At 66.4% G+C, this 23,921-nt stretch carries 29 protein-coding genes; 18 read left to right on the top strand and 11 right to left on the bottom strand.

Translation table 11 applies throughout. The features are described 5' to 3' along the window. The first annotated feature begins 31 nt into the window (after window positions 1–31). Together CI41S_RS20235 and CI41S_RS20230 are read left to right on the top strand one after the other, a co-directional pair. Window positions 32–1,171 (top strand): ABC transporter substrate-binding protein, encoded by a 1,140-nt coding sequence (locus tag CI41S_RS20235; protein WP_172628115.1) that lies wholly within the window; start codon window positions 32–34, stop codon window positions 1,169–1,171. 269 nt (window positions 1,172–1,440) lie between these two features. Continuing rightward, window positions 1,441–2,658: an MFS transporter gene (locus tag CI41S_RS20230; protein WP_139861277.1), complete on the top strand. Its 1,218-nt coding sequence runs from the start codon at window positions 1,441–1,443 to the stop codon at window positions 2,656–2,658. Window positions 2,659–2,677: 19 nt separating this feature from the next. Here the strand turns inward: CI41S_RS20230 and CI41S_RS20225 are convergent, their stop codons facing one another. After that, complete coding sequence (locus CI41S_RS20225) at window positions 2,678–3,328, bottom strand: Vgb family protein (RefSeq protein WP_139861276.1); 651 nt, start codon at window positions 3,326–3,328, stop codon at window positions 2,678–2,680. Between the two features lie 88 nt (window positions 3,329–3,416). Next, on the bottom strand, window positions 3,417–4,637 hold the full coding sequence (locus CI41S_RS20220; protein ID WP_139861275.1) for a helix-turn-helix domain-containing protein: 1,221 nt from the start codon (window positions 4,635–4,637) through the stop codon (window positions 3,417–3,419). 88 nt (window positions 4,638–4,725) lie between these two features. Between CI41S_RS20220 and CI41S_RS20215 the strand changes: the two genes are divergently transcribed. Further along, window positions 4,726–4,980, top strand: a complete 255-nt coding sequence (locus CI41S_RS20215) for a hypothetical protein (RefSeq protein ID WP_139483039.1) — start codon at window positions 4,726–4,728, stop codon at window positions 4,978–4,980. A 5-nt stretch (window positions 4,981–4,985) separates the two neighbouring features. Here CI41S_RS20215 and CI41S_RS20210 read toward each other — a convergent pair whose 3' ends face one another. Beyond that, the gene (locus CI41S_RS20210; RefSeq protein ID WP_139861274.1) at window positions 4,986–6,074 is read right to left on the bottom strand and encodes an adenylate/guanylate cyclase domain-containing protein; all 1,089 of its coding nucleotides are present in this window, start codon (window positions 6,072–6,074) and stop codon (window positions 4,986–4,988) included. Window positions 6,075–6,151: 77 nt separating this feature from the next. Here CI41S_RS20210 and CI41S_RS20205 point away from each other — a divergent pair, with 77 nt between their 5' ends. After that, on the top strand, window positions 6,152–6,607 hold the full coding sequence (locus tag CI41S_RS20205; protein ID WP_139483037.1) for an SRPBCC family protein: 456 nt from the start codon (window positions 6,152–6,154) through the stop codon (window positions 6,605–6,607). Between the two features lie 24 nt (window positions 6,608–6,631). On the opposite strand, the gene CI41S_RS20200 is transcribed toward CI41S_RS20205, so the two are convergent. Continuing rightward, complete coding sequence (locus tag CI41S_RS20200) at window positions 6,632–7,273, bottom strand: HD domain-containing protein (protein WP_139861273.1); 642 nt, start codon at window positions 7,271–7,273, stop codon at window positions 6,632–6,634. Between the two features lie 209 nt (window positions 7,274–7,482). Here CI41S_RS20200 and CI41S_RS20195 point away from each other — a divergent pair, with 209 nt between their 5' ends. The 3 genes from CI41S_RS20195 to CI41S_RS20185 all read left to right on the top strand — a co-directional run bounded on the left by CI41S_RS20195 (window position 7,483) and on the right by CI41S_RS20185 (window position 9,489). Beyond that, on the top strand, window positions 7,483–8,448 hold the full coding sequence (locus CI41S_RS20195) for a GlxA family transcriptional regulator (RefSeq protein ID WP_139861272.1): 966 nt from the start codon (window positions 7,483–7,485) through the stop codon (window positions 8,446–8,448). Window positions 8,449–8,538: 90 nt separating this feature from the next. Then, window positions 8,539–9,105 (top strand): histidine phosphatase family protein, encoded by a 567-nt coding sequence (locus CI41S_RS20190; protein ID WP_139861271.1) that lies wholly within the window; start codon window positions 8,539–8,541, stop codon window positions 9,103–9,105. Between the two features lie 144 nt (window positions 9,106–9,249). Then, window positions 9,250–9,489: a DUF1127 domain-containing protein gene (locus CI41S_RS20185; RefSeq protein WP_139861270.1), complete on the top strand. Its 240-nt coding sequence runs from the start codon at window positions 9,250–9,252 to the stop codon at window positions 9,487–9,489. 205 nt (window positions 9,490–9,694) lie between these two features. On the opposite strand, the gene CI41S_RS20180 is transcribed toward CI41S_RS20185, so the two are convergent. Beyond that, the gene (locus CI41S_RS20180; RefSeq protein ID WP_244626609.1) at window positions 9,695–10,645 is read right to left on the bottom strand and encodes a LysR family transcriptional regulator; all 951 of its coding nucleotides are present in this window, start codon (window positions 10,643–10,645) and stop codon (window positions 9,695–9,697) included. 53 nt (window positions 10,646–10,698) lie between these two features. Here CI41S_RS20180 and CI41S_RS20175 point away from each other — a divergent pair, with 53 nt between their 5' ends. Continuing rightward, the gene (locus CI41S_RS20175) at window positions 10,699–11,256 is read left to right on the top strand and encodes a carboxymuconolactone decarboxylase family protein (RefSeq protein ID WP_139861269.1); all 558 of its coding nucleotides are present in this window, start codon (window positions 10,699–10,701) and stop codon (window positions 11,254–11,256) included. An 8-nt stretch (window positions 11,257–11,264) separates the two neighbouring features. Next, a complete protein-coding gene (locus tag CI41S_RS20170; protein ID WP_139861268.1) occupies window positions 11,265–11,819 on the top strand; it encodes a carboxymuconolactone decarboxylase family protein in 555 nt (184 codons plus the stop codon). A 71-nt stretch (window positions 11,820–11,890) separates the two neighbouring features. Here CI41S_RS20170 and CI41S_RS20165 read toward each other — a convergent pair whose 3' ends face one another. Continuing rightward, window positions 11,891–12,253: an MmcQ/YjbR family DNA-binding protein gene (locus CI41S_RS20165; protein WP_139861267.1), complete on the bottom strand. Its 363-nt coding sequence runs from the start codon at window positions 12,251–12,253 to the stop codon at window positions 11,891–11,893. Between the two features lie 180 nt (window positions 12,254–12,433). Here CI41S_RS20165 and CI41S_RS20160 point away from each other — a divergent pair, with 180 nt between their 5' ends. Further along, complete coding sequence (locus CI41S_RS20160) at window positions 12,434–13,129, top strand: GNAT family N-acetyltransferase (protein WP_139861266.1); 696 nt, start codon at window positions 12,434–12,436, stop codon at window positions 13,127–13,129. Between the two features lie 217 nt (window positions 13,130–13,346). On the opposite strand, the gene CI41S_RS20155 is transcribed toward CI41S_RS20160, so the two are convergent. Then, window positions 13,347–14,279, bottom strand: coding sequence for a LysR family transcriptional regulator (locus tag CI41S_RS20155; RefSeq protein WP_139861265.1), 933 nt, complete (start codon window positions 14,277–14,279; stop codon window positions 13,347–13,349). Between CI41S_RS20155 and CI41S_RS45020 the strand changes: the two genes are divergently transcribed. From CI41S_RS45020 to CI41S_RS20145, 3 genes are all read left to right on the top strand, one after another. Next, window positions 14,278–14,403 (top strand): hypothetical protein, encoded by a 126-nt coding sequence (locus tag CI41S_RS45020; RefSeq protein ID WP_283813127.1) that lies wholly within the window; start codon window positions 14,278–14,280, stop codon window positions 14,401–14,403. The genes CI41S_RS20155 and CI41S_RS45020 overlap by 2 nt on opposite strands. Next, entirely contained in the window at window positions 14,400–15,623 is a 1,224-nt protein-coding gene (locus CI41S_RS20150; protein ID WP_139861264.1) for an MFS transporter, read from the top strand. Before CI41S_RS45020 ends, CI41S_RS20150 begins: the two co-directional genes overlap by 4 nt. 63 nt (window positions 15,624–15,686) lie before the next feature. After that, window positions 15,687–16,031 carry a Lin0512 family protein gene (locus tag CI41S_RS20145; protein ID WP_139861263.1) on the top strand — a complete coding sequence of 115 codons (345 nt, stop codon included), beginning with the start codon at window positions 15,687–15,689 and terminating at the stop codon, window positions 16,029–16,031. 156 nt (window positions 16,032–16,187) lie between these two features. Here CI41S_RS20145 and CI41S_RS20140 read toward each other — a convergent pair whose 3' ends face one another. Next, window positions 16,188–17,051: an SDR family oxidoreductase gene (locus tag CI41S_RS20140; RefSeq protein ID WP_139861262.1), complete on the bottom strand. Its 864-nt coding sequence runs from the start codon at window positions 17,049–17,051 to the stop codon at window positions 16,188–16,190. A 71-nt stretch (window positions 17,052–17,122) separates the two neighbouring features. Here CI41S_RS20140 and CI41S_RS20135 point away from each other — a divergent pair, with 71 nt between their 5' ends. Next, window positions 17,123–17,830, top strand: a complete 708-nt coding sequence (locus CI41S_RS20135; RefSeq protein ID WP_139861261.1) for a glutathione S-transferase family protein — start codon at window positions 17,123–17,125, stop codon at window positions 17,828–17,830. Here the strand turns inward: CI41S_RS20135 and CI41S_RS20130 are convergent. Both CI41S_RS20130 and CI41S_RS43590 read right to left on the bottom strand, forming a co-directional pair. Then, on the bottom strand, window positions 17,814–18,368 hold the full coding sequence (locus CI41S_RS20130) for a disulfide bond formation protein B (protein WP_139861260.1): 555 nt from the start codon (window positions 18,366–18,368) through the stop codon (window positions 17,814–17,816). The two genes, CI41S_RS20135 and CI41S_RS20130, sit on opposite strands and share 17 nt — an antisense overlap. Window positions 18,369–18,377: 9 nt before the next feature. Next, window positions 18,378–18,536, bottom strand: coding sequence for a DUF5993 family protein (locus tag CI41S_RS43590; protein WP_172628114.1), 159 nt, complete (start codon window positions 18,534–18,536; stop codon window positions 18,378–18,380). 197 nt (window positions 18,537–18,733) lie between these two features. Between CI41S_RS43590 and CI41S_RS20125 the strand changes: the two genes are divergently transcribed. Then, window positions 18,734–20,062: a dicarboxylate/amino acid:cation symporter gene (locus CI41S_RS20125; protein WP_139861259.1), complete on the top strand. Its 1,329-nt coding sequence runs from the start codon at window positions 18,734–18,736 to the stop codon at window positions 20,060–20,062. Window positions 20,063–20,068: 6 nt separating this feature from the next. Here CI41S_RS20125 and CI41S_RS20120 read toward each other — a convergent pair whose 3' ends face one another. Continuing rightward, complete coding sequence (locus CI41S_RS20120) at window positions 20,069–21,613, bottom strand: winged helix-turn-helix domain-containing tetratricopeptide repeat protein (protein WP_139861258.1); 1,545 nt, start codon at window positions 21,611–21,613, stop codon at window positions 20,069–20,071. A 164-nt stretch (window positions 21,614–21,777) separates the two neighbouring features. Here CI41S_RS20120 and CI41S_RS20115 point away from each other — a divergent pair, with 164 nt between their 5' ends. From CI41S_RS20115 to CI41S_RS20105, 3 genes are all read left to right on the top strand, one after another. Then, window positions 21,778–22,818 (top strand): alpha/beta fold hydrolase, encoded by a 1,041-nt coding sequence (locus CI41S_RS20115; protein ID WP_139861257.1) that lies wholly within the window; start codon window positions 21,778–21,780, stop codon window positions 22,816–22,818. A gap of 21 nt (window positions 22,819–22,839) precedes the next feature. Continuing rightward, the gene (locus tag CI41S_RS20110) at window positions 22,840–23,349 is read left to right on the top strand and encodes a cytochrome P460 family protein (RefSeq protein WP_139861256.1); all 510 of its coding nucleotides are present in this window, start codon (window positions 22,840–22,842) and stop codon (window positions 23,347–23,349) included. 101 nt (window positions 23,350–23,450) lie between these two features. After that, window positions 23,451–23,819 (top strand): ArsC family reductase, encoded by a 369-nt coding sequence (locus tag CI41S_RS20105; protein ID WP_139861255.1) that lies wholly within the window; start codon window positions 23,451–23,453, stop codon window positions 23,817–23,819. The last annotated feature ends 102 nt before the right edge of the window (window positions 23,820–23,921 follow it).

Below are 23,921 nucleotides of genomic sequence, written 5' to 3'. Positions count from 1 at the left end.
CGCCATGCGGCGCCGATCGATTTGCTGTTTGATGTTCGCGTTGCTGCTCTGTTTCGCGGCCGTTCGCCCTTCGGCTGCGGCCGAACCCGCCGATCCGATCCGCATCGGCGCGGTGCTGCCGTTCTCTGGCGGAGTCGAGCTTTATGGCCAGCAGGCAAAACTTGGGCTCGATCTCGCAGCGGCCGAGATCAACGCCGCCGGCGGCATTTTGGGCCGGCCGGTCAAGCTGATCTATGCCGATGACAAGACCAATCCCGATGCCGCGGCGGACGCAATGCGGTTGCTGGTCGAGAAAGACGGCGCGCTGGCGGTCGTCGGTCCGATCACCTCGCGCAATCTGAACGCGCTGGTGCCGCTCGCCGAAAGCTTCAAGACGCCGCTGCTCTACGCCACCAATTACGAGGGCGGCAAATGCAGCCGCTATTTGTTCGCGTTCGGCGCGGTGCCGAACCAGGAGCTCGGCCAGCTCTTGCCTTACATGACCCAGACTTTCGGCAACAGCTATTTCCAACTCGGCGCCGACCGGGTCTGGCCGCATCAGATGTTCGACATCGCGCAGCCGCTGATCGAGCAGCTCGGCGGCAAGGTGGTGGGCACCAAATATACGCTGGGGACCGAGACCGACTTCTCGCCGATCATCAAGGACGTCGCGGCGAGCAAGGCCAAGGTGCTGCTGTTCGCGCTGAAGGGCGACGGCATGGATTTCATCCGCCAGGCCGACGATGCGGGACTGCTGAAGGACATCACGGTCGCCTTCCTCGGATTGTCGGAGGTCGATCTCGGCATTTTCCGCGGCAAGGGCCAGAACATGGTCGCCGTGGTGCCGGCGGTCGCGGCGAGCGAAGATCCCGCCGTCAAGGCGTTCGTCGCAAAGGCCCGCGCCGCGGCGCGGCCCGGCGTCGCGGTGTCGAACTATGTGATGACGCACTACAACACCCTGATCGCGCTCAAGGCGGCGGCCGAGAAGGCCGGCAAGCTCGACAAGGAGGCGATCATCGACGCCATGGCGGGCCTCGCCATTCCGTCGCCGACCGGCCCGGTGACGATCGGTCACGATCATCACGTGGCGATGAGCATGTTCATTGCGAAGACGCAGGGCACGGACCTCGTGCAGGTCCGCGCGCTTGGCGCGATCGCGCCGCAGCCCGGCTGCAAGCTGGCCGATCGCTAGATTCTTGGCTGACCGGCAGGCCGCGGACTTCGCCCGCTTGCGGGGGAGAGAGGGGTAGCGTGATTTCGGGATAGTAGAATAATACCGCTGAGTTGCCGGCGGGCTACTTTGCATGGGGTTGTTTTTCGGCATTTGGCCTTGCGCCCCTGCGACGGCTGTCGACGCCCGCGGCAGTGCTCGCAAAAAAGTGAGCGGAAACCAAAATCGGCTGTCGGTTCCGCTTCACCGCGCTCGTCTTCTCCCCAGAACGAACTGCATGGGAGTAGGAAATGACCAATTCGACCTATCGCTGGGTGATCGTCGCGGCGGGCGGCCTGCTCGGCTGCGTCGCGATCGGCGGCATGTTCTCGCTGCCGGTGTTCCTCCAGCCGATGGCCAAGGAGACCGGCTGGTCGGTGACCGGGATCTCCAGTGCGATGACGATCGGTTTCCTCGCCATGGCCTTCACCAGCATGATCTGGGGCACGCTGTCCGACCGGTTCGGGCCGCTGCCGGTGGTGCTGACCGGCTCGGTCGTGCTGGCGGCGAGTCTCGCGCTGGCGAGCCAGACGACCTCGCTGGTGGCCTTTCAATTCGTGTTCGGCGGGCTGGTCGGCGCCGCGACGGCGGCGATCTTCGCCCCGATGATGGCCTGCGTCACCGGCTGGTTCGACACCCACCGCAGCCTTGCCGTCTCGCTGGTGTCGGCCGGCATGGGCATGGCGCCGATGACGATGTCGCCGCTCGCCGCCTGGCTGATCTCAAACCACGACTGGCGCACCGCGATGCTGATCGTCTCCGGCGTCGTCGGCGCGATCATGATCCCGGTGTCGCTCTTGGTGCGCCGCCCGCCGGCGCTGGCGGACGCGCAGGCCGCAGTGGCGTCCGAGAACGGGGAGCCGGCGATGACGCTGGCGCAGGCGCTGCGCTCGCCGCAATTCATCATCCTGATCGCGACCAATTTCTTCTGCTGCGCCACCCATTCGGGTCCGATCATCCACACCGTCAGCTACGCCATCACCTGCGGCATTCCGATGGTCGCGGCGGTCACGATCTACAGCGTCGAGGGGCTCGCCGGCATGGGCGGCCGCATCGCCTTCGGCCTGCTCGGTGACCGCTTTGGCGCCAAGCGCGTGCTGGTGTTCGGGCTGCTGGCGCAGGCGTTCGGTGCGCTCGGCTACGCCTTCGTGCGCGAACTTGCCGCATTCTATGCGGTGGCGGCGGTGTTCGGCTTCATCTATGCCGGGACCATGCCGCTCTATTCTGTGCTGGTGCGCGAGAATTTTCCGCTGCGGATGATGGGGACCGTGATCGGCGGCACCGCGATGGCCGGCAGCCTCGGCATGGCGACCGGACCGTTGGCCGGCGGCCTGATCTACGACACCTTTGCCAGCTACACTTGGCTCTATGTCGGCTCCTGGGCGGTCGGCATCGGCGCCTTCCTGATCATGATGACGTTCCGGCCGATGCCAGCGGCGCGGCCCACGGCCGTGCCCGCTGCGGCGTAAAGTTCGGTGAGGCGCGGCGTCACTTGCGGGCGCCGCGCTTCGGCCGGCGGATCGCGCGCACCTTGTTGCCGGTGGACCCGGTGCCGCAGAAGAAGCGGTCGGCGCCGTCGGACTCGAGGCCGGAGACGAACTTGCCTTCCGGCATTTCGAGCCGTTCGAGCACGTCGCCGGTTTGCGGATCGATGCGCCGCACGTCGCTTTTGTCGTCTTCCCAGGTGGCGTGCCAGAGCTCGCCGTCGACCCAGCTGACGCCGGTGACGAAGCGGTTGCTCTCGATGGTGCGCAGGATCGCGCCGGTCTCGGGATCGATCTGCAAAATCTTGCGGTCGCGATACTCGCCGACCCACAGCGCACCTTCGGCCCAGGCGAGGCCGGAATCGCGTCCGCCGCCGGGGGCGGGGATCGTCGACACCACGCGACCGCTGTTTGGATCGATCTTCTGGATGCGGTCCTCGGCGATCTGATAGAGATGCTTGCCGTCGAAGGCGGTGCCGGCATGGGCCGCGACGTCGATGGTGCGCGTGGTCTTGCCGCTGTCGGGATCGAACGCGATCAGGCGGTCGCCGGCCGCAAACCACACCTGCGTGCCGTCGAAGGTGACGCCGCCGACGCGCTCCACGCCGTCGAACGGGCCGTACTCCCGGATGATCTCGGCTTCTGACGTCTTCATGCTCCGCTCCTGAAATTTTGTTTGACGCGTTTTCTTCACGCGAACCGGTATCCACTTCGCTTGAAAACGCTCTGAATGCTTCCCGATGCTAGCCGTTCGGCAGCAGGGCAGGGAGTAACAACGTCGTCGTGAATCCCGGTACCGGCGGGGTGATCCAGCGCCGCGCGCGGGCGCGGCCGACCGATTGCACCTTGCCCGAGGCGGCCAGCGCATCGAGCGCACGCTGCACGGTGCGCTGGCTGGCGCCGAGCGCAACCGACAGCGCCGAGCTCGACCAGGCCTCGCCATCGGCGAGAAAGGCCAGCACCTCGGCGTGCTCCTCGTCGACCGGCAGCGCCAGCACCGCCACCTCGCGCCGGCCATGCGGCTTGAGCACGAAACCGTCAGGCGTCGCGCTGAGCTCGGCGAGTGGCCGCAGCGCTCGCCGCAGCCGGCCGATCTCGACCCGCAGCCGCGCCCGGTGCGATTCATCGGCCTGCTTGCCGCGAAACGCCCGCGCGATTAATTCACCGCGCGAGACGTCGTTCGGCCAGGCTTCGCCCAGCGCCCGGGCGAGCGCGAACAGCACCGGCCGCGTCGTCAGCGCGATGGTCGTGCTGACATCGCGCACGACGTAGCGGCAGGCGTCCACCACCAGCGCTTTCGAGCCCATCAGCGCCTCGACCTCCTCGAGCAGCAACGAACGCTCGCTGCCGCGCGCGATCAGCCGGGCGGCAGGTGTCGTCAGCAGGCGGGCGGTGCTGTCGACCTCGGCTGCGAGCGCCGCGATGCCGGTACGGCGCGCGGCGTCGCCGGCCCGTGCAATCGCCTCGCGCGCCGGCTTGGTCCGCAGCCGCCGCATCGCGATGCCGGCGACGACCAGCTCATGACCGACCCGCAGCGCCGGCGGCAAGGGCGAGGGGTCGAGCCCGGCGAGCATGCGCTCGGCCTCATCCAGGCTTCCGATCAGGAGCAGGCGGCGGATCTCGAGGTAGCCGGCATGCGCGGCGTTGAGCGCATCGCCATGCGCGTCGAGCGTCGCCCGCGCCGCGGCGAGCGCGCGCTTGGGAAACGACAAATCGCGCGACACCAGCGCGATCTCGGCCTCGGCGACGACGCAGCGCGCCCGAGCGACCGCTTCCTTCGGGCCGAAGGCGCGGCCGGCGCGGCGCAGCAGGTCCTTGGCGCGGACGAAATCGCCGAGCCGCGCCATCGCGATGCCGCGCAGCGCCAGCGCCGGCGCGTCGTCGCGCAGCGCCACCCGTTTCAGTGCGCCGAGGGGATCACCCGCCGCGAGCGCGAGCGCCGCTGCCGTGATCAGCGAGTCCATGCAAATCCCGACACACTTGTCACTCTCGCCCTCCGAGGTCCGGTTCTAACCTAGCACATGACAGTGGAACAGCATGGGAGAGTGAATCATGAGCTGCGAGACAATCGGAACCAGCAAGCCGGAGTTTTCCGCGGGGTTCGGCGGCTTCGCCCGCGCGATGGCGCACTATCTGTCGCTGACGGCGGCGCCGACCTTCGCCCTGATGGCGGTGATCGCGGCAGCCGCGCCGGCCGACGTGCTGTGCATCGGCATGGCGGAGCCGTTCTCGCTGGGCGGCATGGTGCCGATGTACGTGCTGATGAGCGCCTTCCATCTGGCGCCGTGGCTGCGGCTGGTCCGATGACCATTTCAATCCGGCAGCGCGAACACCGCGCAGGGCTGTGCGATGCCGCGCAGCTCGTAGCTGCCGAGCGCGACCAGCGGCATGTCGACTTCGGCGGCAACCGCGCCGGACACCAGCACTGTCTGCTCCAGCGGCTTGCACAGCCCTTCGAGCCGGCTGACCAGATTGACCGCCGCGCCGATCGCGGTGAAGTCGAGGCGGTCGGCGGCGCCGATATTGCCCCAATGCACCTCGCCGAGATGCAGGGCTGCGCCGAACGCCAGCGGCGGCTGGCCCTGCTTGCGGCGCCCGGCGTCGAGATGCGCCATGCCGACCCGCGCCGCCGCCACCGCCCGCAGCGCCGCCTCGCAGGCGGCGCGCGGACCCGCCGTGACCGGGAAGATCGCGAGCAGACCGTCGCCGATGAATTTCAGCACCTCGCCGCCGAAGGCGTGGATCGCGCCGGCGATGCGGTCGAACCAGGCGTCGAGTGCCGCGATCACCTCCGCCGGCGGATGGTGTTCGGAGAGCGCGGTGAAGCCGCGCAAATCGGCGAACAGCAGCGCCGCCCGGATGGTCTCCCCGGTGTTGCGGCGCAGCGGCGAGGCCAGCACGCGTGCCGCGCTGCGGCGGCCGAGATAGGCCTCGAGCGCCGCCATCAAGGTCGCGCGCGAAGCAAGCGCGGCCAGCGGTGCGGCCGCGAACCGCGCCGCCTGGCGCAGCTGATCGGCTTCATCCGCGGTGAAAGGGCGGGTTCCGATCCAGCCGAGCGTCGGACCGTCGATCCGCGGTCCGATCGTGTCCTCATGCACGGGACCGGGCGCAAGGCCGCTGAGCCAGCGCCGGCCGGCATCCGCGGATCCCACCAAATCGGGCATGGCAAACGGCTGCTCCGGCGCGAAGCCGAGCGCCTCGATCACCTCGCCATCGCCGGCGCGCCACAGCCAGGTGCGGCGGGCGATCAGGGGGTGCGGAACCTCGAGCGTCAACGCGCCACCGGCAATCGGCAGGCCGTCCGCAACCAGATGTGCGCCGAGCTCCGCCAGCAGCCGGTTGGCGCCCGCGGTCTCGGCGGCGGCGTCGACCAGCCAGCTCAGCGTCGAAGACAGATGCATCGTCCCATCATGGGGTTGACGCCCCGCCGTTGTCACGCACTATCCCTGCAACCCCGCCGCCAATGGAGGATGGATCGATGACCGAAGCCTTCGTCGTTCAACGCGAGATGCAGATCGCAGCCCCGCCCGCGACCGTGTTCGCGTTCCTGACCGATCCGCAGAAGATCATCGCCTGGATGGGGCTGGAGGCTGCGACCGAGCCGCAGCCCGGCGGGCTCTACTTTCTCAGCCTCAACAAGGAACGCACGCGCGCTGCGCGCGGCACGTTCCGCGAGGTCGTGCCGGTGCATCGCCTCGCCTACAGCTTTGGCTGGGAGGGCAGCGAGGAGGTGCCGCCCGGATCGAGCCTGATCGAGATCGACCTGGTCGACAAGGACAACGGCACCTTGCTGCGCATGACCCATAGCGGCCTGCCCAATGCGGCGCAGTGCGCCAGCCATAACGAGGGATGGGCGCACTATATCGACCGGCTGGCACTGGTAGCCGCCGGCCGCGATCCGGGACCGGATCTCGGTCCCGCCGGTCGCCGCTGACGGCACGGTTGTAGAACTGCCGTCTCAGCCCGGCCATTTCGAGCCGAGGATGATCGAGCAGAAATTGGTGCGCTTGAAGCTCGGGTCCTTCAGCGCCAGCACGTCGGCCTTGACGTTGCCGAAGGTGGTCTGCGGCTTCCTGATGATGCCGGCGGCGAAATGATCGATGATGTTTTCCTTGAAGTTCGCCTCGCGCGGATGATGCGCGCAGACATGATCGCGGTGCTCGCGCGAGAAGTCGTCATAGGCGATGCCGAGCACGTCCATCTCGACACCCGCGGTCACCAGCGCGATGGTCGGGCGCATGTGCTCGGGGACGCCGGGCGTGGTGTGCAGCGCGATCGCGGTCCAGACGTCTTCGATGTCGCGCTCCGCCACGCCGTAGCCCTTGAGGAAGTCGCGCGCGGCGTTGGCGCCGTCGACCTCGAAGCGCAAATCGGGGCTGGCATGCGCCGCGGTCAGGCCCATGTCGTGAAACATCGCGCCGATATAGAGCAGCTCGGAATCGTATTTCAGTCCACGGCGGTTGCCGGTCAGCGCGCCCCACAGAAATACCCGGCGGCTGTGATTGTAGAGCAGGTCGTCCTCGGTATCGTGGACCAGCTGGGTGGCGGCACGCGCCATGGCGCTGTCGGGAATGCGAATGCCGGCGATGATCTCGGTCATTTCAAGACGCTCCTCGATGTGGCAAGACGGTGCCGTGGCGTGCGAACACGCTGGTCGCGAGCGCTCGTCGTTGCGGTGTGTTCGGATTGCCGCTTGGCGCGATCCGCTCGCGATGTTGTCGCCGGTTTTGGCCGCTGGCCGCAACAATGCTGCGCCGCCGGATCGGGACAACGGCACGTCGTTTCACGCCAGCGGGACAGGGAAGGGATATGGCGGTTCAGAAAGTCGCGATCGCGATTCACGAAGGGGTGCAGGCGCTCGATGTCGCAGGTCCCGTCGACGTCTTTGCCGAAACCAACGGCTTCGTCGCGGCCGGCGATGGCTATGAGACCGTGCTGGTCGGCGCCAGCCGTGACCCGCTGCGCGCGTCGAACGGCATGAAGATCTCGGCCGACCTCAGCTTCGATGAGGCGCGCGACGGCTTCGACATCCTGCTCGTCGCCGGCGGTCCGGAGTTGCCCGACGCCGAGCCCGATCCCGAACTGACGCAGTGGCTGCGCGCGGCGCCAGAGCGCGCCGAACTCTATGGTTCGATCTGCACCGGCGCCTTCGCGCTCGGCCATGCCGGATTGCTCGACGGCCACAAGGTCACGACGCATTGGCAGAACGCGCAGCGGCTCGCGGCGCGCTTCCCGGCGGCCGAGGTGATGTTCGATCGCATCCATATTCGCGACGGCAGGCTGATGACCTCGGCGGGCGTGACCGCAGGCATCGACCTTGGCCTCGCGCTGGTCGCCGAACGCCACGGGCCGCAGGTCGCGGTGGCGGTGGCAAAACGGCTGGTCGTGGTGGCGCAGCGCCAGGGCGGCCAATCGCAGTTCAGTCCCTATCTCACCGCGCCGATCGACGAGGGCTCGCCGATCGCGCGGGCGCAGGCCCATGTCATGCAGCATGTCGGCGAGCGCCACACGCTGCAGTCGCTGGCCGAGACCGTCGGCATGAGCGTGCGCAATTTCGGCCGCGCCTTCGCGCAGGAGGCCGGCATCACTCCGCATGAATTCGTCGAGCGCGCGCGGATCGATGCCGCGCGCCGGCTGCTCGAGGGCAGCGACCGGCCGCTCAAGGCGGTGGCGTTCGACTGCGGCTTCGGCTCGGCCGACCGGATGCGTATCGTGTTCACCGAGCGGCTCGGCGTGTCGCCGGCGCAGTACCGGTCGAGTTTCCGCACATTGTGATGCGGTTCATGAAGCGCGCCCGCAATCTGTGGTAGCGTCGCCATCGTCGCCGCCGTTTCCAGCAACAGATCTTCTGCCGCGAGGTTCGCCATGGACGCGCTCACCCTCTTCATCATCCGTCATGCCGAGAAGCCCGGTGAATCCTGGCCCGGGCCGGGTTTCACCGCGCAGGGCCTCTCCGACACCGAATCGCTGGTGCTGCGCGGCTGGCAGCGCGCCGGCGCCTGGACCGCTCTGTTCGGCACCGATCTCACCAGCGGCGACTATGCCAAGCCGGACGCGATCTTTGCCGCGACGCCCGGCACGCAAACCAACCAGCCGCCGAGCAGCCGGCCCGCCGAGACGATCTCGGCGCTGGCGGCGCGGCTTGCGCTGACGCCGAACGAGGGCTTTGGCAAAGGCGACGAGAAACATCTGATGGATGCGGTGCTGGCATTGAAGGGCACAGCGCTGGTGTGCTGGGAGCACAAGGCGATCATTTCCGACATCCTTCCGCGGATCCCGGTCAGCAAGGGCAAGCCGCCGACCAAATGGGATGGCAGCCGTTTTGACGTCGTGCTGCGCTTCGACCGCGCCAAGGGCGACGACAAGTTCGCCTTCAAGGAGCTGTTTCCGAAACTGCTGTCCGGCGATTCCGACAAGCCGCTGGACGGCTGAGGCGGACAGCCGCCACACCGCTTACTCGAACCCGACCGGCGGCGGCGACCAGCGCATGCGCCTGGGCAAAGCTGCTGACACCATGGTGGCAACAGGGGAACGCTAGAGTCGCGCAACAGACACCGTGCCAGGGAGAACTCCGCAATGAGCACGACGTACGGTACAACGCGGCTGGAACGGACATCCATATCGACCCGGCATGCCTCCAGCTTCATTTTGAAATGTTGGAATGCCTTTCAGGAGCGCCGCGAACGCCAAAAATTGCGCGCCACCTTGTCCGATCTAAGCGACAGGGAGCTGATGGATATCGGCACGGCCCGCGGCGAGATCGACTATATTGCCTCGCTCCAGGGCATTGACCCGCGAGGCATGCGATCCGGCTAATGGCTGTGTCAGCAATACTCTGACGGGTCGTAAGGGTATCGATTTTCAGACCTTGCTCGGCGTCCAGTTCGTCGCGGCGTCGGAGCGGGCGAAGACGGTTCAGACCTCTTGCGATGCGCGCCGGCGCACTTCGAGCGCGGCATGCCGGCGGCGCGGCCCCGGCAAAATAGTGAGGTTCAGCGAGCCACCGTGACTTGCTAACAGCTTAACGTCGCGATCCCTCCGGGCGACCTGGTTTCGATATTTTCATCAGCAAGGAACGAAACCAGAGCGAGCCCTGATCATGCTGAGCCGTAGCTGGATAGAATAGGAACTGCTCATCAATTCCGGGATCGAACGGCGGTTTGACCGTCATCAAGTTCAGACGGTCGGCTAGCAGTTCGGCAAGCCTGCTCGGGACAAAGGCTACAAGATCGGTTTCAGCCGCAATGTGCAGGGCCTGAAGGTAGCTCGGGGCAACGATAGCGCTATTTCGGCGCATGCCCAATGTCGTGAGCCAATCGTCGATCTGATCCGAAGAGCTGCCGCGACCGACGATCGCGACATGTCTCGCCTTGAGGAATGCGTCCACGGTGCGAAGCCGCTTCCCCACCGGATGATTGCGCCTGACGACAAGCACATCCGTATCGCGATAAAGCGTCGACCGATGAAAGCCCGGAAAGGAATCCCCGAGATTGGTTACGATCGCGTCGAGCTTTCGCAGGAAATCTTCCGTGATGAGGTGCGGACCGCGCCACGGGGTGATTTCGACGCATACGTTCGGGGCCTCGCGCAGGACCGCTTCGGTTAGAGCCGGAGCCATCAGACTGACGACGATGTCCGGTGCCATCAATACGAAACGGCGCCGGCTGGTCGCGGGGTCGAACTCCATCCCTTCAAACAGCTTCCTTGCGGCAGCCAGGGCCTCACTGACCGGTTCGCGCAGCCCAAGCGCGCGAGGTGTCAATTCCATCCTGGAGCCAACCCGTACCAGCAAGGGGTCGTTGAGCAGAGCACGCAGCCGTCGCAGTGCATGGCTCGCGGCCGGCTGCGATAGACCTAGCCGCGCCGCCGCGTGCCCGACTGCGCGCTCGGTCAACAGCGCATCCAGGACCCTGAGCAGATTCAAGTCGAAGCGCTCTACATTCATGCGGCGAATGTAATCCATCAAGCTCATTCATTGGAATCATTCATTTGCACCGGTTATGTTTCCGAGAGGAGTACGACAACATGCGAATTGAGCCGATTGGTCCACCATACGCACCAGACGTGCAGGCGTTGTTCGATCGCCTGCCGGCCTCATGGTTGCCTCCGTTCAAGCTCTTCACCGTCCTTGCCCGCGATGAGCGATTGCTGCTGCGCTGGACGCGCGCAGCGGTGAGCTATCTCGAGCCTAGTCACGTAACGGTACGGCAGCGTGAAGTGTTATTGCTGCGCGTCACCGGTCGATGCCGATGCGCATATGAATGGGGTATGCGCGTCCACTATTTCGCGAAGGAAGCAGGTCTGACCGACGATCAGGTCTACGCGACAGTCTATGGCGATCACTCGGACCCGGGATGGTCGGCGACGGATCGATTGCTTATCCGCCTCGCCGACGAACTGCACGATACCGTCGACGTCAGCGACCAGCTCTGGGCTGATCTGAAAGAGAGCTTTTCCGACGAGGCCATCATGCAGCTTTTGATGATGGCGGGCTACTATCGCACAGTCGCGTACGTCGCAAACGGCCTGAAACTTCCGCTCGAGCCTGCGGTTGGGCAGCCATTCCCCGCGGCGAGAAGCTGAGAACGGCCATGCGAGTTGAGCCGCTGATCCCCCCATATTCCGCCCACGTTCAGGCCGAGCTCGACCTGCTGCCGAAATCGTGGCTGCCTCCGTTCCAGCACTACGGCCTTCTCGGCCGCGATCCGCGGCTCCTTCGGGCGTACCGTCTCGGGTCGGTCGCATATCTAGATCCAGGCCACATCACTCTGCGCCAGCGCGAGGTGTTTCTTCTGCGCGTGACAGGGCGTTGTCAGAATGGCTTCGAATGGACCCTGCGCGTTCACTATTTTGCCGACGATGCAGGGGTGACGGAAGCGCAGCTGCACGCTTCGGTCCACGGCAGTGCCGACGACGCCTGTTGGGAATCCGGTGACCGCATCCTCATCCGCCTTGCTGATGAGCTGCATGACACCGCCACGATCGGCGATGCACTTTGGGACGACATGCGCCCCGTCTTCACCGATGAAGCGGTCCTGCAGCTGATATTGCTGGCGGGTCACTATCGAACCAATGCTTACATCTCGAAGGGGCTGCGGGTTCCCGTGGAATCCCGGGTCAAGCGCCCATTTCCGGTCCCGCTGTAGGAGACCGGGCCGATGATTTGTGCAGCGCCAGTTCCGACGAGCCGCCTGATGGATGAGGGCGGCCGCGCCGATCACGCGGGCTCGAGCGCAAGCGCCTTGCGCAATTTTCGCGTCAGCTTGGCGGCGATCAGGGCGTGCGCCTGGCCGAGATAGGCCTTGAGCTCGGCGTCGGGCAGGGCGTTGTTGCCAACGAGCTGCACCCATTTGGCGCGCGCGAGGTAGGGCGCCGGGCGAGCCACGCCTTGCTCGATCAGCATCTCGTAGGCCATGTTCGAGGTCTTGAACATGTAGCCGCCACCGGCCTGCTCGCAAAAGCCGCCGCCCAGTGCGAACATCTTGCCGCCGACCTTGAACACCGACGTGCCCTCCCATTGCACCACCTTGGTGGCCGCGGGAAGGCGCAGACAATGGGCTTCGAAGGTTTTGAGGCGCATGCGTCGTGGAACCCGTGAACTCGCGTAAAGCCATAGGCCAACCGCGCGGAAGCCGGCAAGCCCGATCGCGAAATCCGGCCCGCGACTGGCGTGATCGGGTGCCAAAACGGCGCAAGCGATGCTGGATTTTGCCGGCGCTTGCTGCTCTGCTGCTGAAAACAACAGGGAGCAAAGCGCCCGATGTCCGCCGTTCCGCCATCTCATCCACTCGACCGCCCGATCTGGAGCGCGCTGACCACGCGGCAGCGGCCTCTCGCCGAGGGCGGCGGCGTTGCGCTGCGCTATCCGGTCGCGGTCGCGCCGTTCGCCGACGTGGTCGATCTGTCGCCGGAAAGCTTTGCGGCGCTTGGCGCCATGTTGTCGGGCAGCGAGATGGCGGTGCTGTTCACGCCGGATGCCGTGACCGCGCCGGCGGACTTCAAGCTGCTGCTGGCCGAAACCGCCGAACAGATGATCGGCACGCCCGCGGAATGTTCGCTGTCCGGCGTCGGCATCGTGACGCTCGGCGCGGCCGACGTCCCGGCGATGATGGGATTGGTGGAGCTGACCAAGCCGGGGCCGTTCGGTACGCGGACCCACGAGCTCGGTACGTTTCTGGGCATCCGCGTCGATGGCGAGCTGGTCGCGATGACCGGCGAGCGGATGAGGCCGGGCAACTACACCGAGATGACCGCGGTCTGCGTGCACCCGGATCATCGTGGTCGCGGCTACGCGCAGGCGCTGCTGTCGGCCGTCGCACGCCAGATCGTGGCGCGCGGCGAAATCCCCTTCCTGCACGTCTTCACCGGCAATGCATCCGCGATCGCGCTCTATCGCCGCCAAGGCATGGCGATCCGCCGCCGCCTGCATGTGACGGTGCTGCAGAGGCCGGAGTAGGCGAAGTGCCGCATCACGACTGCGGACGAAACGCGTCGCGAGATCGCGATGCCGCTTCCTCAAACCAAACTGTCATCGCCCGGCTCGACCGGGCGATCCAGTACGCCGCGTCGTCTCGGCTCAATAACTAGTGCCTCTGGAATACTGGATCACCCGCATGCGCATGCGCGGCTGATGACGGCGCGCTTGTGGAGCCGGTCTTGCGACGACGAGCGACTCAACGCCGCCTTCGCGCTCTCGTCTTCCTTCCGCCACCCGCCGCAATCCGGGTCAGCGCATCCGCAAACGCGCGCGCTGCCGGACCGAGCGGCTCGTCGAGGCGATGCGCCAGATACGCCTCCATCGCCAGCGCGGTGTTGCGGCCGAGTGCGCGGGTTTCGACCCGCACCAGGCGGCGCTCGCGCAGGTCGCGCGCCACTTGCCAGAGCGGCAGGCGGCCCCAGCCGAGGCCGGCGAGGATCATCGCGTGCTTGGTATCCTGATTGCTGACCCGGCAGGTCTGCGGCGACAGCACACCGAAGTTGCGGCCCTCCGACAGCGAAGTCGGGTCGGACAGCACGATCTGCAGGTGATCGGCGAGGTCGGCGACGGTCTTGCGGCCGCGGCGTGCCAGCGGATGACTGGCGGCGGCGACCGCCACGATCTGCACCGCACAGATCGCATCGAGCGCAAGACGTGGATCGCGAAAATCCTCGCCGACCGTGACTGCGAGCGCGCTGCGCCGCTCGGTCAGGGCCTCGATCGGTCCGCCCATCGGCTCGACCGCAAGCCGCACGCCGACCGACGGATAGGCGGCGCGCATCTCGGTGAGCGCGGCACCGACGGCAGCGATCGGAAACAGCGTGTCGACGATTACCGAGAGCTCGGATTCCACCCCGTCGCCGAGCCCGCGCGCCCGTGCCCGCATCGCATCGACGCGCAGCAAGAGGTCGCGCGCATTGCTCAGTAGCGCCTTGCCTTCGGCGGTCAGTTCGGGGCGATGGCTTGAGCGATCGAACAGCGTGAGGCCGAGCTCGGCCTCGAGATTGGCGACGGCATGGCTGACCGCGGACTGCACCCGTGCCAGCCGGCCGGCGGCGGCGCGAAAACTGCCGCTCTCGGCGATGGCGACGAAGATGCGGATCTGGTCGAGCGTGAGGTTGTCGAGCATGATCTATGAAATCGATCAGTTGGATGCAAAACATATCACTGCTGTCGATGGCCGGGAAACGCTATCTCCTCACGATCCGACCGGTGCCAGGCAAGGGCACGGCAAGGGCAGGGTGAACGCATGACGATCGAGACGGCGGTGCGGCCGCGAGGCGAGGCGAAGCGCTGGGCGACGGTCGCCGTGGTCGTCGGCTGCGGCATCGCCGCCGCCGTGCAGGTCGGCAAGGTGCCGATCGCCGCGGCGATGCTGCAGACCAGTTTCGGCATCGACCTCGCCGCGATCGGAACCATCGCCGGTATTTTCGCGCTGCTGGGAATGGCCGGCAGCATCCCGGCCGGCGTCGTCGTCGCCGCGATCGGCGCCCGCAGGGTGCTGCTGTGCGGGCTCGCCGCCATTGCGCTCGGCGCCGGCATCGGCGCGCTCGCGCCGTCGCTGGCGGTGCTGCTGGCCTCGCGCCTGCTGGAGGGGCTCGGCTTCCTGCTGACGATGGTCGCCGCGCCGGCACTGCTCGACCGCATCGTCGAGGTCAGCGCCCGCGACGTCACCATGGCGGTGTGGAGCTGCGTGATGCCGTTCGGCATCGCGCTGGCGTTGCTGGCCGGCCCACTGTTCGAAAGCTGGCGCGCGATCTGGTCGGCCAGTGCGCTGATGGTCGCGGTGCTGTTCGCGCTCGCGGTCGTGATCGTGCCGGGCACCGCAGCGCGGAGCGGACCGGCGCGAGGTGGCCTGCTGCGCGAAGCGGCGGCGCTGGCGCGCCGGCGCAGTCCGGCGCTGCTGACCGCGCTGTTTGCGCTCTACAGCCTGATGTTCTTCGCCTTGTTCAGCTTCCTGCCGATCCTGCTGACCGAGCGCCTCGGCGTATCCGGCCAGAGCGCCGGCGCGCTCAGCGCGCTCGCGGCCGCCGCCAACGTCACCGGCAATCTGGCGGCCGGTCAGCTGATGGCCCGCGGCGTCCATCGCGCCGCGCTGATCGCGCTCGCCGTGTTCGTGATGGGCGCCTCCGCGCTCGGAATCTTCCTGCCGGTGCTCGGCGGGACGGGCGCGTTCCTACTGTGCCTGCTGTTCTCCGCGGTCGGCGGCGCGATCCCCGCGACCCTGCTCGCGACCGCACCGATGGCGGCGCGATCCGCATCGATGGTTCCGGTCATGATGGGACTGCTGATGACCGGCAGCAATTTCGGCCAGGTCACCGGACCGATCGCGGTTGGCGCGGTGGTCTCGGCATGGGGCTGGAGCGCCGCCGGCGTTTTGGTGGTTGCCGCGGCGATCCTCGCCGGCGTCGCGGTGTGGATGCTCGCAGGTCGTGATCACAATGGCGTGGGCGAGGCGAGGGACCCGGCTTGACGGCGCGGGCGCGGCGGCCGAAGGAGGGAAGCTCTCTCCCGCCAACGACCACAGGACATTTGCATGACACGCGTGCGCTGTATCACCGAAATGGGCATGGGCGTCGACGTTCACGGCCGCGACGCCACCAAGGCCGCCAAGCGCGCGGTCTCCGATGCGATCCGCCACTCCAGCCTCGGCTTCTTCCGCATGCTCGGCAAGACCGCCAAGGACATGTTCGTCGACGTCACCATCGCGGTGCCGAATCCGGAGGAGGTCGATACCGCGGCGGTGGCCAAGGAATTGCCCTACGGCACCAAGACGGTGAAGGCGATCGCCGGCGGACTGGAGATACCGTCCGATCAGGGCAACGACCCGATCCTGATCGCGAACGCCGCGGTCATCGTCAGTTTTGATGATGGGAAGTGATGCCACCACCAGCGTCGCCTGGCGATAGCCAGGACCCATAACCACAGGATCGGGTTGTTGAAGAGGAACGGGCCTAGTCATCGCCCCGCAACTAGCATTCGGGGTAATGGGTGCTGGCTTGCGCCAGGACGACAGAGTTCGCCAGGACGACGGGCGTCACTCGCTAAAATAATCCGGCTTGCCGGTGGTCCAGGTCTCGCCCCAATGCTGGCTGCCGCCATCGACCGTCAGCGTCTCGCCGGTGATGAAATTGCCGGAGGGGCCGCTGAGATAGACGGCCGCTTCCGCGATGTCCCAGGGCGAACCGGGGCGCATCATCGGGTTCGAGCGCGGATAGGCGGCGCGCGCCGCTTCGCTGTAGACGTTCCAGCCCTCGGTCTCGATCGCGCCGGGCGCGATGCAATTGACGCGGATGTTCAGCGGCGCCCACTCGACCGCGAGCGCACGCGACAGGCCGATCACGCCGGACCGCGCCGCGATGGTGTGCGCGATGCCGTAGAGGCCGTGGCTCGTCACCACCACGATGTTGACGATGCTGCCGGCCTGTGCGTGGTGGCGCCAGTGCTGCGCGGCGGCCTGCATCATGTACCAGGTGCCGTTGAGGTTGGTGTTGATGACCGCGTTCCAGCCCTTGATCGAAAAGTCGATCGCAGCCTGCGGGAACTGGCCGCCGGCGCTGTTGACGAGATGATCGATGCGGCCGTGTTGCGCCCACAGCGCATCGAACATCGCGTTGACCGCATCCGCATCCTTGATGTCGACCACGTGCGCGGAGGCCTTCAGGCCGCGCCGCATGAGGTGATCGGCGAGTGCGGCGAGCTTGTCACCGTTGCGGCCGGTCACCACGACATGGGCGCCGAGCCGCGCCAGCAGCCAGGCGATGGCCCGCCCGATGCCGCCGGCGCCGCCGGAGACCACCGCCACCTGACCGGCCAGTGCATCCGCCGCGAACACGGTCGGATGCGTGGCCAGTTCGTCGTCGGAAAGACCAAGCCGTTCCGGCTTCGGCTGATCGCTCATGTGCGGCCCTTGCGGCTGGCATCGAGGCCCCTACACTAATCACCCAAGCGCAATCAGGCAAAGACATCGACATGACCGACCTCTCGGCTTTTCCAATCACCAAACGTTGGCCCGCCCGGCATCCGGATCGCCTGCAGCTCTATTCGCTGCCGACGCCGAACGGGGTGAAGGTCTCGATCATGCTGGAGGAGATCGGGCTGCCCTACGAGGTGCATCTGGTCGACTTCGGCAAGGACGACCAGAAGACGCCGGAATTCCTATCGCTGAATCCGAACGGCAGGATCCCCGCGATCATCGATCCCGATGGTCCCGGCGGCCAGCCGCTGCCGCTGTTCGAGTCCGGCGCCATCCTGCAATATCTCGCCGAGAAGACCGGCGAGCTGCTGCCATCAGATGCCGCGCGCCGCTATCAGGCCATCCAGTGGGTGCATTTCCAGATGGGCGGCATCGGCCCGATGTTCGGCCAGGTCGGCTTCTTCCACAAATTCGCCGGCAAGGATTTTGAGGACAAGCGGCCGCTGCAGCGCTACGTCGACGAATCGAAGCGCCTGCTCGGCGTGATGGAGACGCACCTCGCCGGGCGGCAGTGGTTCATGGACGACGAATACTCGATCGCCGACGTCTCGATGATCGGTTGGGTGCGCAATCTGATCGGCTTCTACGGTGCACGCGAGCTGGTCGAGTTCGATCAGTTCAAGCATGTCGCCGGCTGGCTCGAGCGCGCCCTCAAGCGGCCGGCCGTGGAGCGCGGCCTGAATATTCCTAAGCGCCCGACCTGAGCAGCTCATAGACAACGGGATTGTCGGCGCAGGCGCCAAAGCCGCATTCGAGCAAAGTGGAGATCACGTTCAGCGCCGTCAGTCCGGTTACGAGCCACACCGCGCCTTGCGCGAAGCGGCTGGGCGGTTGCACCTGCGTCGCGCGGTGATCGAACTGGCGGTCGAACAGCAGCATGATCGCGAGCAGGACGATGGCCGCGACGAAGCCGATCAGCGCCCAACTGTAGTAGTGATAGCCGAGCAGTGCCGATCCGTAACCGGCATCTCCAGGGAGGATGTGCAGCAGCACCTGCCGTGTCGAGACGACGGCGCCCGCGACCGCCGTCAGCAGCGACAGCGCGTAGTGGCTCGGCCGCGGCCCGAAGCGAACATTGAGGATCGGACCGACCGCCAGCATCGCGAACAGGATGCGCTGCAAGAGACACAGCGGGCAGGGCAGCTCGTGCAGCAGGAACTGGGCGGCGAAGGCCGCAGCCAGCACTAGCGCAACGCCGTACAGCGCGAGCGCATTCAACGTCGTGGCCTGCGTGTCGGTCATGGCCGGCCCCTAGAACGACAGGTTGAGCCGGTCGGTGGCGTGGTGCAGGAAGGTCGCGACACAGCCGATCAGCACCACTGCGAACAGGCCGACTGCGAGCGGACGCGGACCTCGCCACGCAACCAGCATGACGATCGTAATGGCAAGAAACAGTATCGTGAATTCCATCCATTGCCCCCCGATGCCAGCTTGCCCGCACTATATGCCAGATTCGTGCTCGCACTGGTGCGAACCCAGTGCCTTGTCGTCCTTGCGCGACGGTGAGCAAGAATGGCATGCAGTGAGCAAGAATGGGCATTGTCGCCTGTGCGCCGCTCCGCCAAGATGACACCACCAGTCGAGTTAGAGCCAGCCCGGGGCACCTCATGACCACAGCCGCAATCAAGCCCGTTGCCCATCACCAACACCAGCCCTGGTACAAGATCCTCTACATTCAGGTGCTGATCGCGATCTTCGCGGGCGTGCTGGTCGGCTACTTCTACCCCGACCTCGGCAAGGAGCTGAAGCCGCTCGGCGACGGCTTCATCGCGCTGATCAAGATGATGATCGCGCCGGTGATCTTCTGCACCGTGGTGCACGGCATCTCCTCGATGGGCGACCTCAAGCGCGTCGGCCGCGTCGGATTGAAGGCGCTGATTTATTTCGAAACGGTCTCGACAGTGGCGCTGGCGATCGGCCTCCTGGTCGGCGAATTGCTGCAGCCCGGCCACGGCTTCAACATCGATCCGGCCACGATCGATCCGAAGTCGGTCTCCACCTACGTGACGCAGGCCAAGGAGCAGGGCATCGTCCACCATCTGCTGGCGATCATTCCGGACAGCTATTTCGGCGCGGTGGCGCGCGGCGACCTGCTGCAGGTGCTGCTGATCTCGATCCTGTCGGGCTTTGCCATCGTGTTCATGGGCAAGGTCGGCGAGCCGATCGCGGCGGCGGTCGACACCGCCGCAAAGATGTTCTTCGGCATTATCCGCATGATCGTCCGCCTCGCGCCGCTCGGCGCATTCGGCGCCATGGCCTTCACCGTCGGCGCCTACGGCCTCGGCTCGCTGGTGAATCTGGCGGCGCTGATCGGCACCTTCTATCTCACCAGCGTCCTGTTCGTGCTGATCGTGCTCGGCGCGATCGCGCGGCTGTCGGGCTTCTCGATCATCCGCTTCATCGCCTATATCAAGGACGAGCTCTTGATCGTGCTCGGCACCTCGTCGTCGGAGACGGTGCTGCCGCAGATGATCCAGAAGATGGAGCATCTCGGCGCCTCGCGCTCGGTGGTCGGCCTCGTGATCCCGACCGGCTACAGCTTCAACCTCGACGGCACCAACATCTACATGACGCTGGCGACGCTGTTCCTGGCGCAGGCCACCAACACCCATCTGACGATTTGGCAGGAGCTCGGCATTCTGGGCATCGCCATGATCACCTCGAAGGGCGCCTCCGGCGTCACCGGTGCGGGCTTCATCACGCTGGCGGCGACGCTGTCGATCGTGCCTGATATCCCGATCCAGTCGATCGCGATCCTGGTCGGCATCGACAAGTTCATGAGCGAGTGCCGCGCGCTGACCAATCTGATCGGCAACGGCGTTGCCTGCGTCGTGATCAGCCTGTCCGAGGGCGAGCTCGACAAGGACGCGCTGCACGAGACCATGGCGCATCCGATCGAACTCGGCGAGGCGCTGGAGCCGGGTGGGGGCGGCTGAGCAGCATCAGTCCGGGACGCCGGCCGCCTTCAGCGTCTCGACATAGGTCCTGGACATCGCCTCGACCGGGAACGGAATCCGCGACAGGAACGTGGCAATCGAAAACTCCGGATCGACCTTGAGCAGCTCGCGCGCGGTCTGGGTCGCGCGCTCGGTGTCGCCGGTCTTGACCAGCGCCACGATCAGGACGCGCAGCGCCACCGCGAAGCGGCGGTTCTGTGCCAGCGCCTTGTCCGCCCAGCTCACCGCTTCGGCAAAGTTGCCGTCGAGCACGGCGCAGATCGCCAGCGCCGCGGCGGCGAACCAGCCGCGCGGGTCGCGCGGGTTCAGCCGCTGCGCGCGCTCGATCATGGCGCGGCCGGTGGCCTGGTTGCCGCGCATCGCCTCGATCCAGCCGCCCAGCGTCAGCGCCATCGCCGAGTTCGGGTTGATCGCAAGCGAGCGCTCGAACAATTCGCGCGCCGGCTCGATCTCGTCGGCCATGTTCCAGATCGCGAACGCCGCCATCCACAGCACCTGCGCATCGCTGGGCGCGAGCTCGACCGCGCGCCAGGCCTGCGCCACCGCGCGCTCGCGATAGGCGTCATCGGGCACCAGCCAGCCCTGGACGTGGCGCATCGCATAGCAATAGGCCGAGGCCGCCAGTGCAGGTGCGTAGGCGCCATCGAGCGCCAGCGCCTGATCGAGGCAGTCGATCGCAGCAGCCATGCTCTCGGGCGTGAATTCGTAGCGCAGGCTGTAGGCGCGCAGCAGCAGGTCGTAGGCATCGAGCGTCTCGGGCGGCGCGCTACGGCGCCGGTCGGCCTCCGCCACATGCAGCGTCGGCTCGATCGCGCCGACCACGCTTTCGGTGATGCGGTCCTGCAGCTCGAACACATCATCCGCCGCGCCGTCGAAGCGGTCGGCCCACAGATGCGCGCCGGAGACCGCGTCGATCAGCTGTCCGGTGATCCGCAAGCGATTGCCGCCGCGGCGGACGCTGCCCTCCAGCACATAGAACACGCCGAGCTCGCGGCCGACCTGGCGGATATCGACCGCCTTGCCCTTGTAGGTGAAAGCGGAGTTGCGCGCGATCACGGTCAGCCGGCTGCAGCGGGCCAGCGCGGTGGTGATGTCCTCGGCGATCCCATCGGCGAAATAGTCCTGCTCGGGGTCGCCGCTCATATTGGTGAAGGGCAGCACCGCGATCGAGGGACCCTCGCTCGGCCGCTTGCTCTCCGCGATCGGACGATCAGGCGCGGCGTTCTCCCTGACCTCGCCGACAAAACGGAGGCCCTTGCGCGGCAGGGTGCGGATCAGCCGCTGCTCCTCGCCATTGTCGCCGATCGCGCTCCGCGCGGCGTTGACCCGGCTGCTCAGTGTCGCTTCCGAGACGATCCGGCCCTGCCAGACGGCAGCCAGCACCTCGTCGCGGCTGACCACGCGGTCGCGGGCGCCAATCAGGAACTCGAGCAGATCGAACACCTGCGGCTCGACCGCCACCAGCGCGCCGCCGCGGCGCAGCTCCCGGCGCTCGGGATCAAGGGTGAAGTCGTTGAAACGATAGGGCAAATCAGAAGATCCGGCGGCCGGTCGCTTGGCAGGTGGCGGAACCTAGCACAGCCGCGGACAAGCAAAAATCACGACGCCCTGAAGGCCAAGTCCACGTCGTCTCAAAGCGCAGCCGTCCCGGCTCTGGCATAACTTGCCGCGACACCAGACTTAAGGAGATCGCCATGTCGCCATCCATCAATCAACAGCGCCGTCACTTCCTCGGCATCGCCGCGGGGACCGTCGTTGCGGCCAAGTTCGGCCTGTTCGGATCGGCGCGCGCCCAGACCAAGGCGGCGCTTCCTGCGATCAAGGCCGGCGCCCACACCTCGATCGGTCCGGTCAAGCAGATCAACGCCGGCGTGCTCGATGTCGGCTATGTCGAGATAGGTCCGGCCTCAGGTCCCGCCGTGATCCTGCTGCACGGCTGGCCCTATGACATCCACAGCTACGCCGACGTCGCGCCGGCGCTGGCCGAGGCCGGCTACCGGGTGATCGTGCCGCATCTGCGCGGCTATGGCCCGACGCGCTTCCTCTCCGGCGACACCATGCGCAGCGGCCAGCCGGTCGCGGTCTCCGCCGACATCATCGCACTGATGGATGCGCTGAAGATCGAGAAGGCCGTGCTCGGCGGCTATGATTGGGGCGCGCGCACCGCCAACATCATGGCCGTGCTGTGGCCCGAGCGCTGCAAGGCGATGGTGTCGGTGAGCGGCTACCTGATCGGCAGCCAGGCTGCCGGCAAGATGCCGCTGCCGCCGAAGGCCGAGCTGCAATGGTGGTACCAGTTCTATTTTGCGACCGAGCGCGGCCGCGAAGGCTATGCCAAGAACCGGCACGATTTCGCCAAGCTGATCTGGCAGCTGGCCTCGCCGCAGTGGAAGTTCGACGACGCCACCTACGACCGCAGCGCGGTTGCCTTCGACAATCCCGATCATGTCGACATCGTGATCCACAATTACCGCTGGCGGCTCGGCCTCGCCGAGGGTGAGGCGAAGTACGATGCGTTCGAGAAGACGCTGGCGCAGGCGCCCGTCATCGCGATCCCGACCATCACGATGGAGGGCGATGCCAACGGCGCGCCGCATCCGGAGCCCGCCGCCTATGCCAAGAAATTTTCCGGGCACTATCAGCATCGCCAGCTGCCCGGCGGCATCGGCCACAACCTGCCGCAGGAAGCGCCGCAGGAATTCACCCAGGCGATCATCGACGTCAGCAAGCTCTGAGCAGGCGCAGGCAACGAAACCATGACACTGAGTTTGAAATGGGCAGCTGCCGCGATCGCGGCAGCCTGCATCACCGCGTCATTGCCGTTCGCTGTCGGACATGCCGACGATGCGGCGTCGGCAGCACCGATCTTCGGGGTGAAAATTCCCGCCGGCTATCGCGACTGGAAGCTGATTGCGGTCGGCGAGGAGACCGGGCTCGACGAGTTGCGCGGCGTCGTCGGCAATGCCACCGCCGTGAAGGCCTATCAGGACAACAAGACGCCGTTCCCCGATGGCACCACGCTGGTTAAGCTGGCCTGGAAGCGCAAGCCGGTTGACGGCCTCAACGGCGCCTTCGTCACGGGACCGGCGACCACCGTCCAGGTCATGGTCAAGGACTCCGTGAAATATGCCGCAACCGGCGGCTGGGGCTTTGGCCGCTTCATCGACGGCAAGCCGGTCGATGCCGCCCAGCACGAGACCTGCTTTGCCTGTCACGAAGCGCACGCCAAGGACTTCGACTTCGTGTTCACGCATTATGCGCATTGAGGCAACGCCAAGATCGGTGTGGAGAGCGGCTGCATCCGGTCTGGCGCGGCGCCTGCCGTGGGGCTAGCTTCCACGGCTCGCAACGCGTGCGGGGAATGGCAGTGAGCATCACGATCTACGGCATCAAGAACTGCGACACCATGAAGAAGGCGCGGGCCTGGCTCGACGACCACGGCGTCGCCTACGAGTTTCACGACTACAAGGCGGCCGGCATCGGCAAGGACAAGCTGAAGCAGTGGAGCGACGAGGTCGGCTGGGAAACGCTGCTCAACCGCGCCGGCACCACTTTCAAGAAGCTGCCCGACGCCGACAAGGAAGGCCTCAACGAGCGCAAGGCGCTGGCGCTGATGGCCGAGCAGCCGTCGATGATCAAGCGTCCGGTGCTCGACCTCGGGTCGAAACGTGTGGTCGGCTTCAAGCCGGATCTCTACGGCAAGGAAGTGCCGGCGAAGGCGCGCAAGAAGAATTAAGTCGAAGAGCCCGCGCGCACTCATAAATTCCGGAACGGCCAGACGCGGATATCCCGCACGCTTCCCAATCGCCTGAAAGTGCGCTGATATGGCGTCCGGTGA

Origin of the sequence: Bradyrhizobium ivorense, from assembly GCF_900696085.1 — a bacterium.
Classification (GTDB): domain Bacteria; phylum Pseudomonadota; class Alphaproteobacteria; order Rhizobiales; family Xanthobacteraceae; genus Bradyrhizobium; species Bradyrhizobium ivorense.
Note: the sequence above shows the minus strand (reverse complement) of the source record. Positions and strands in the feature narration are given on the sequence as shown.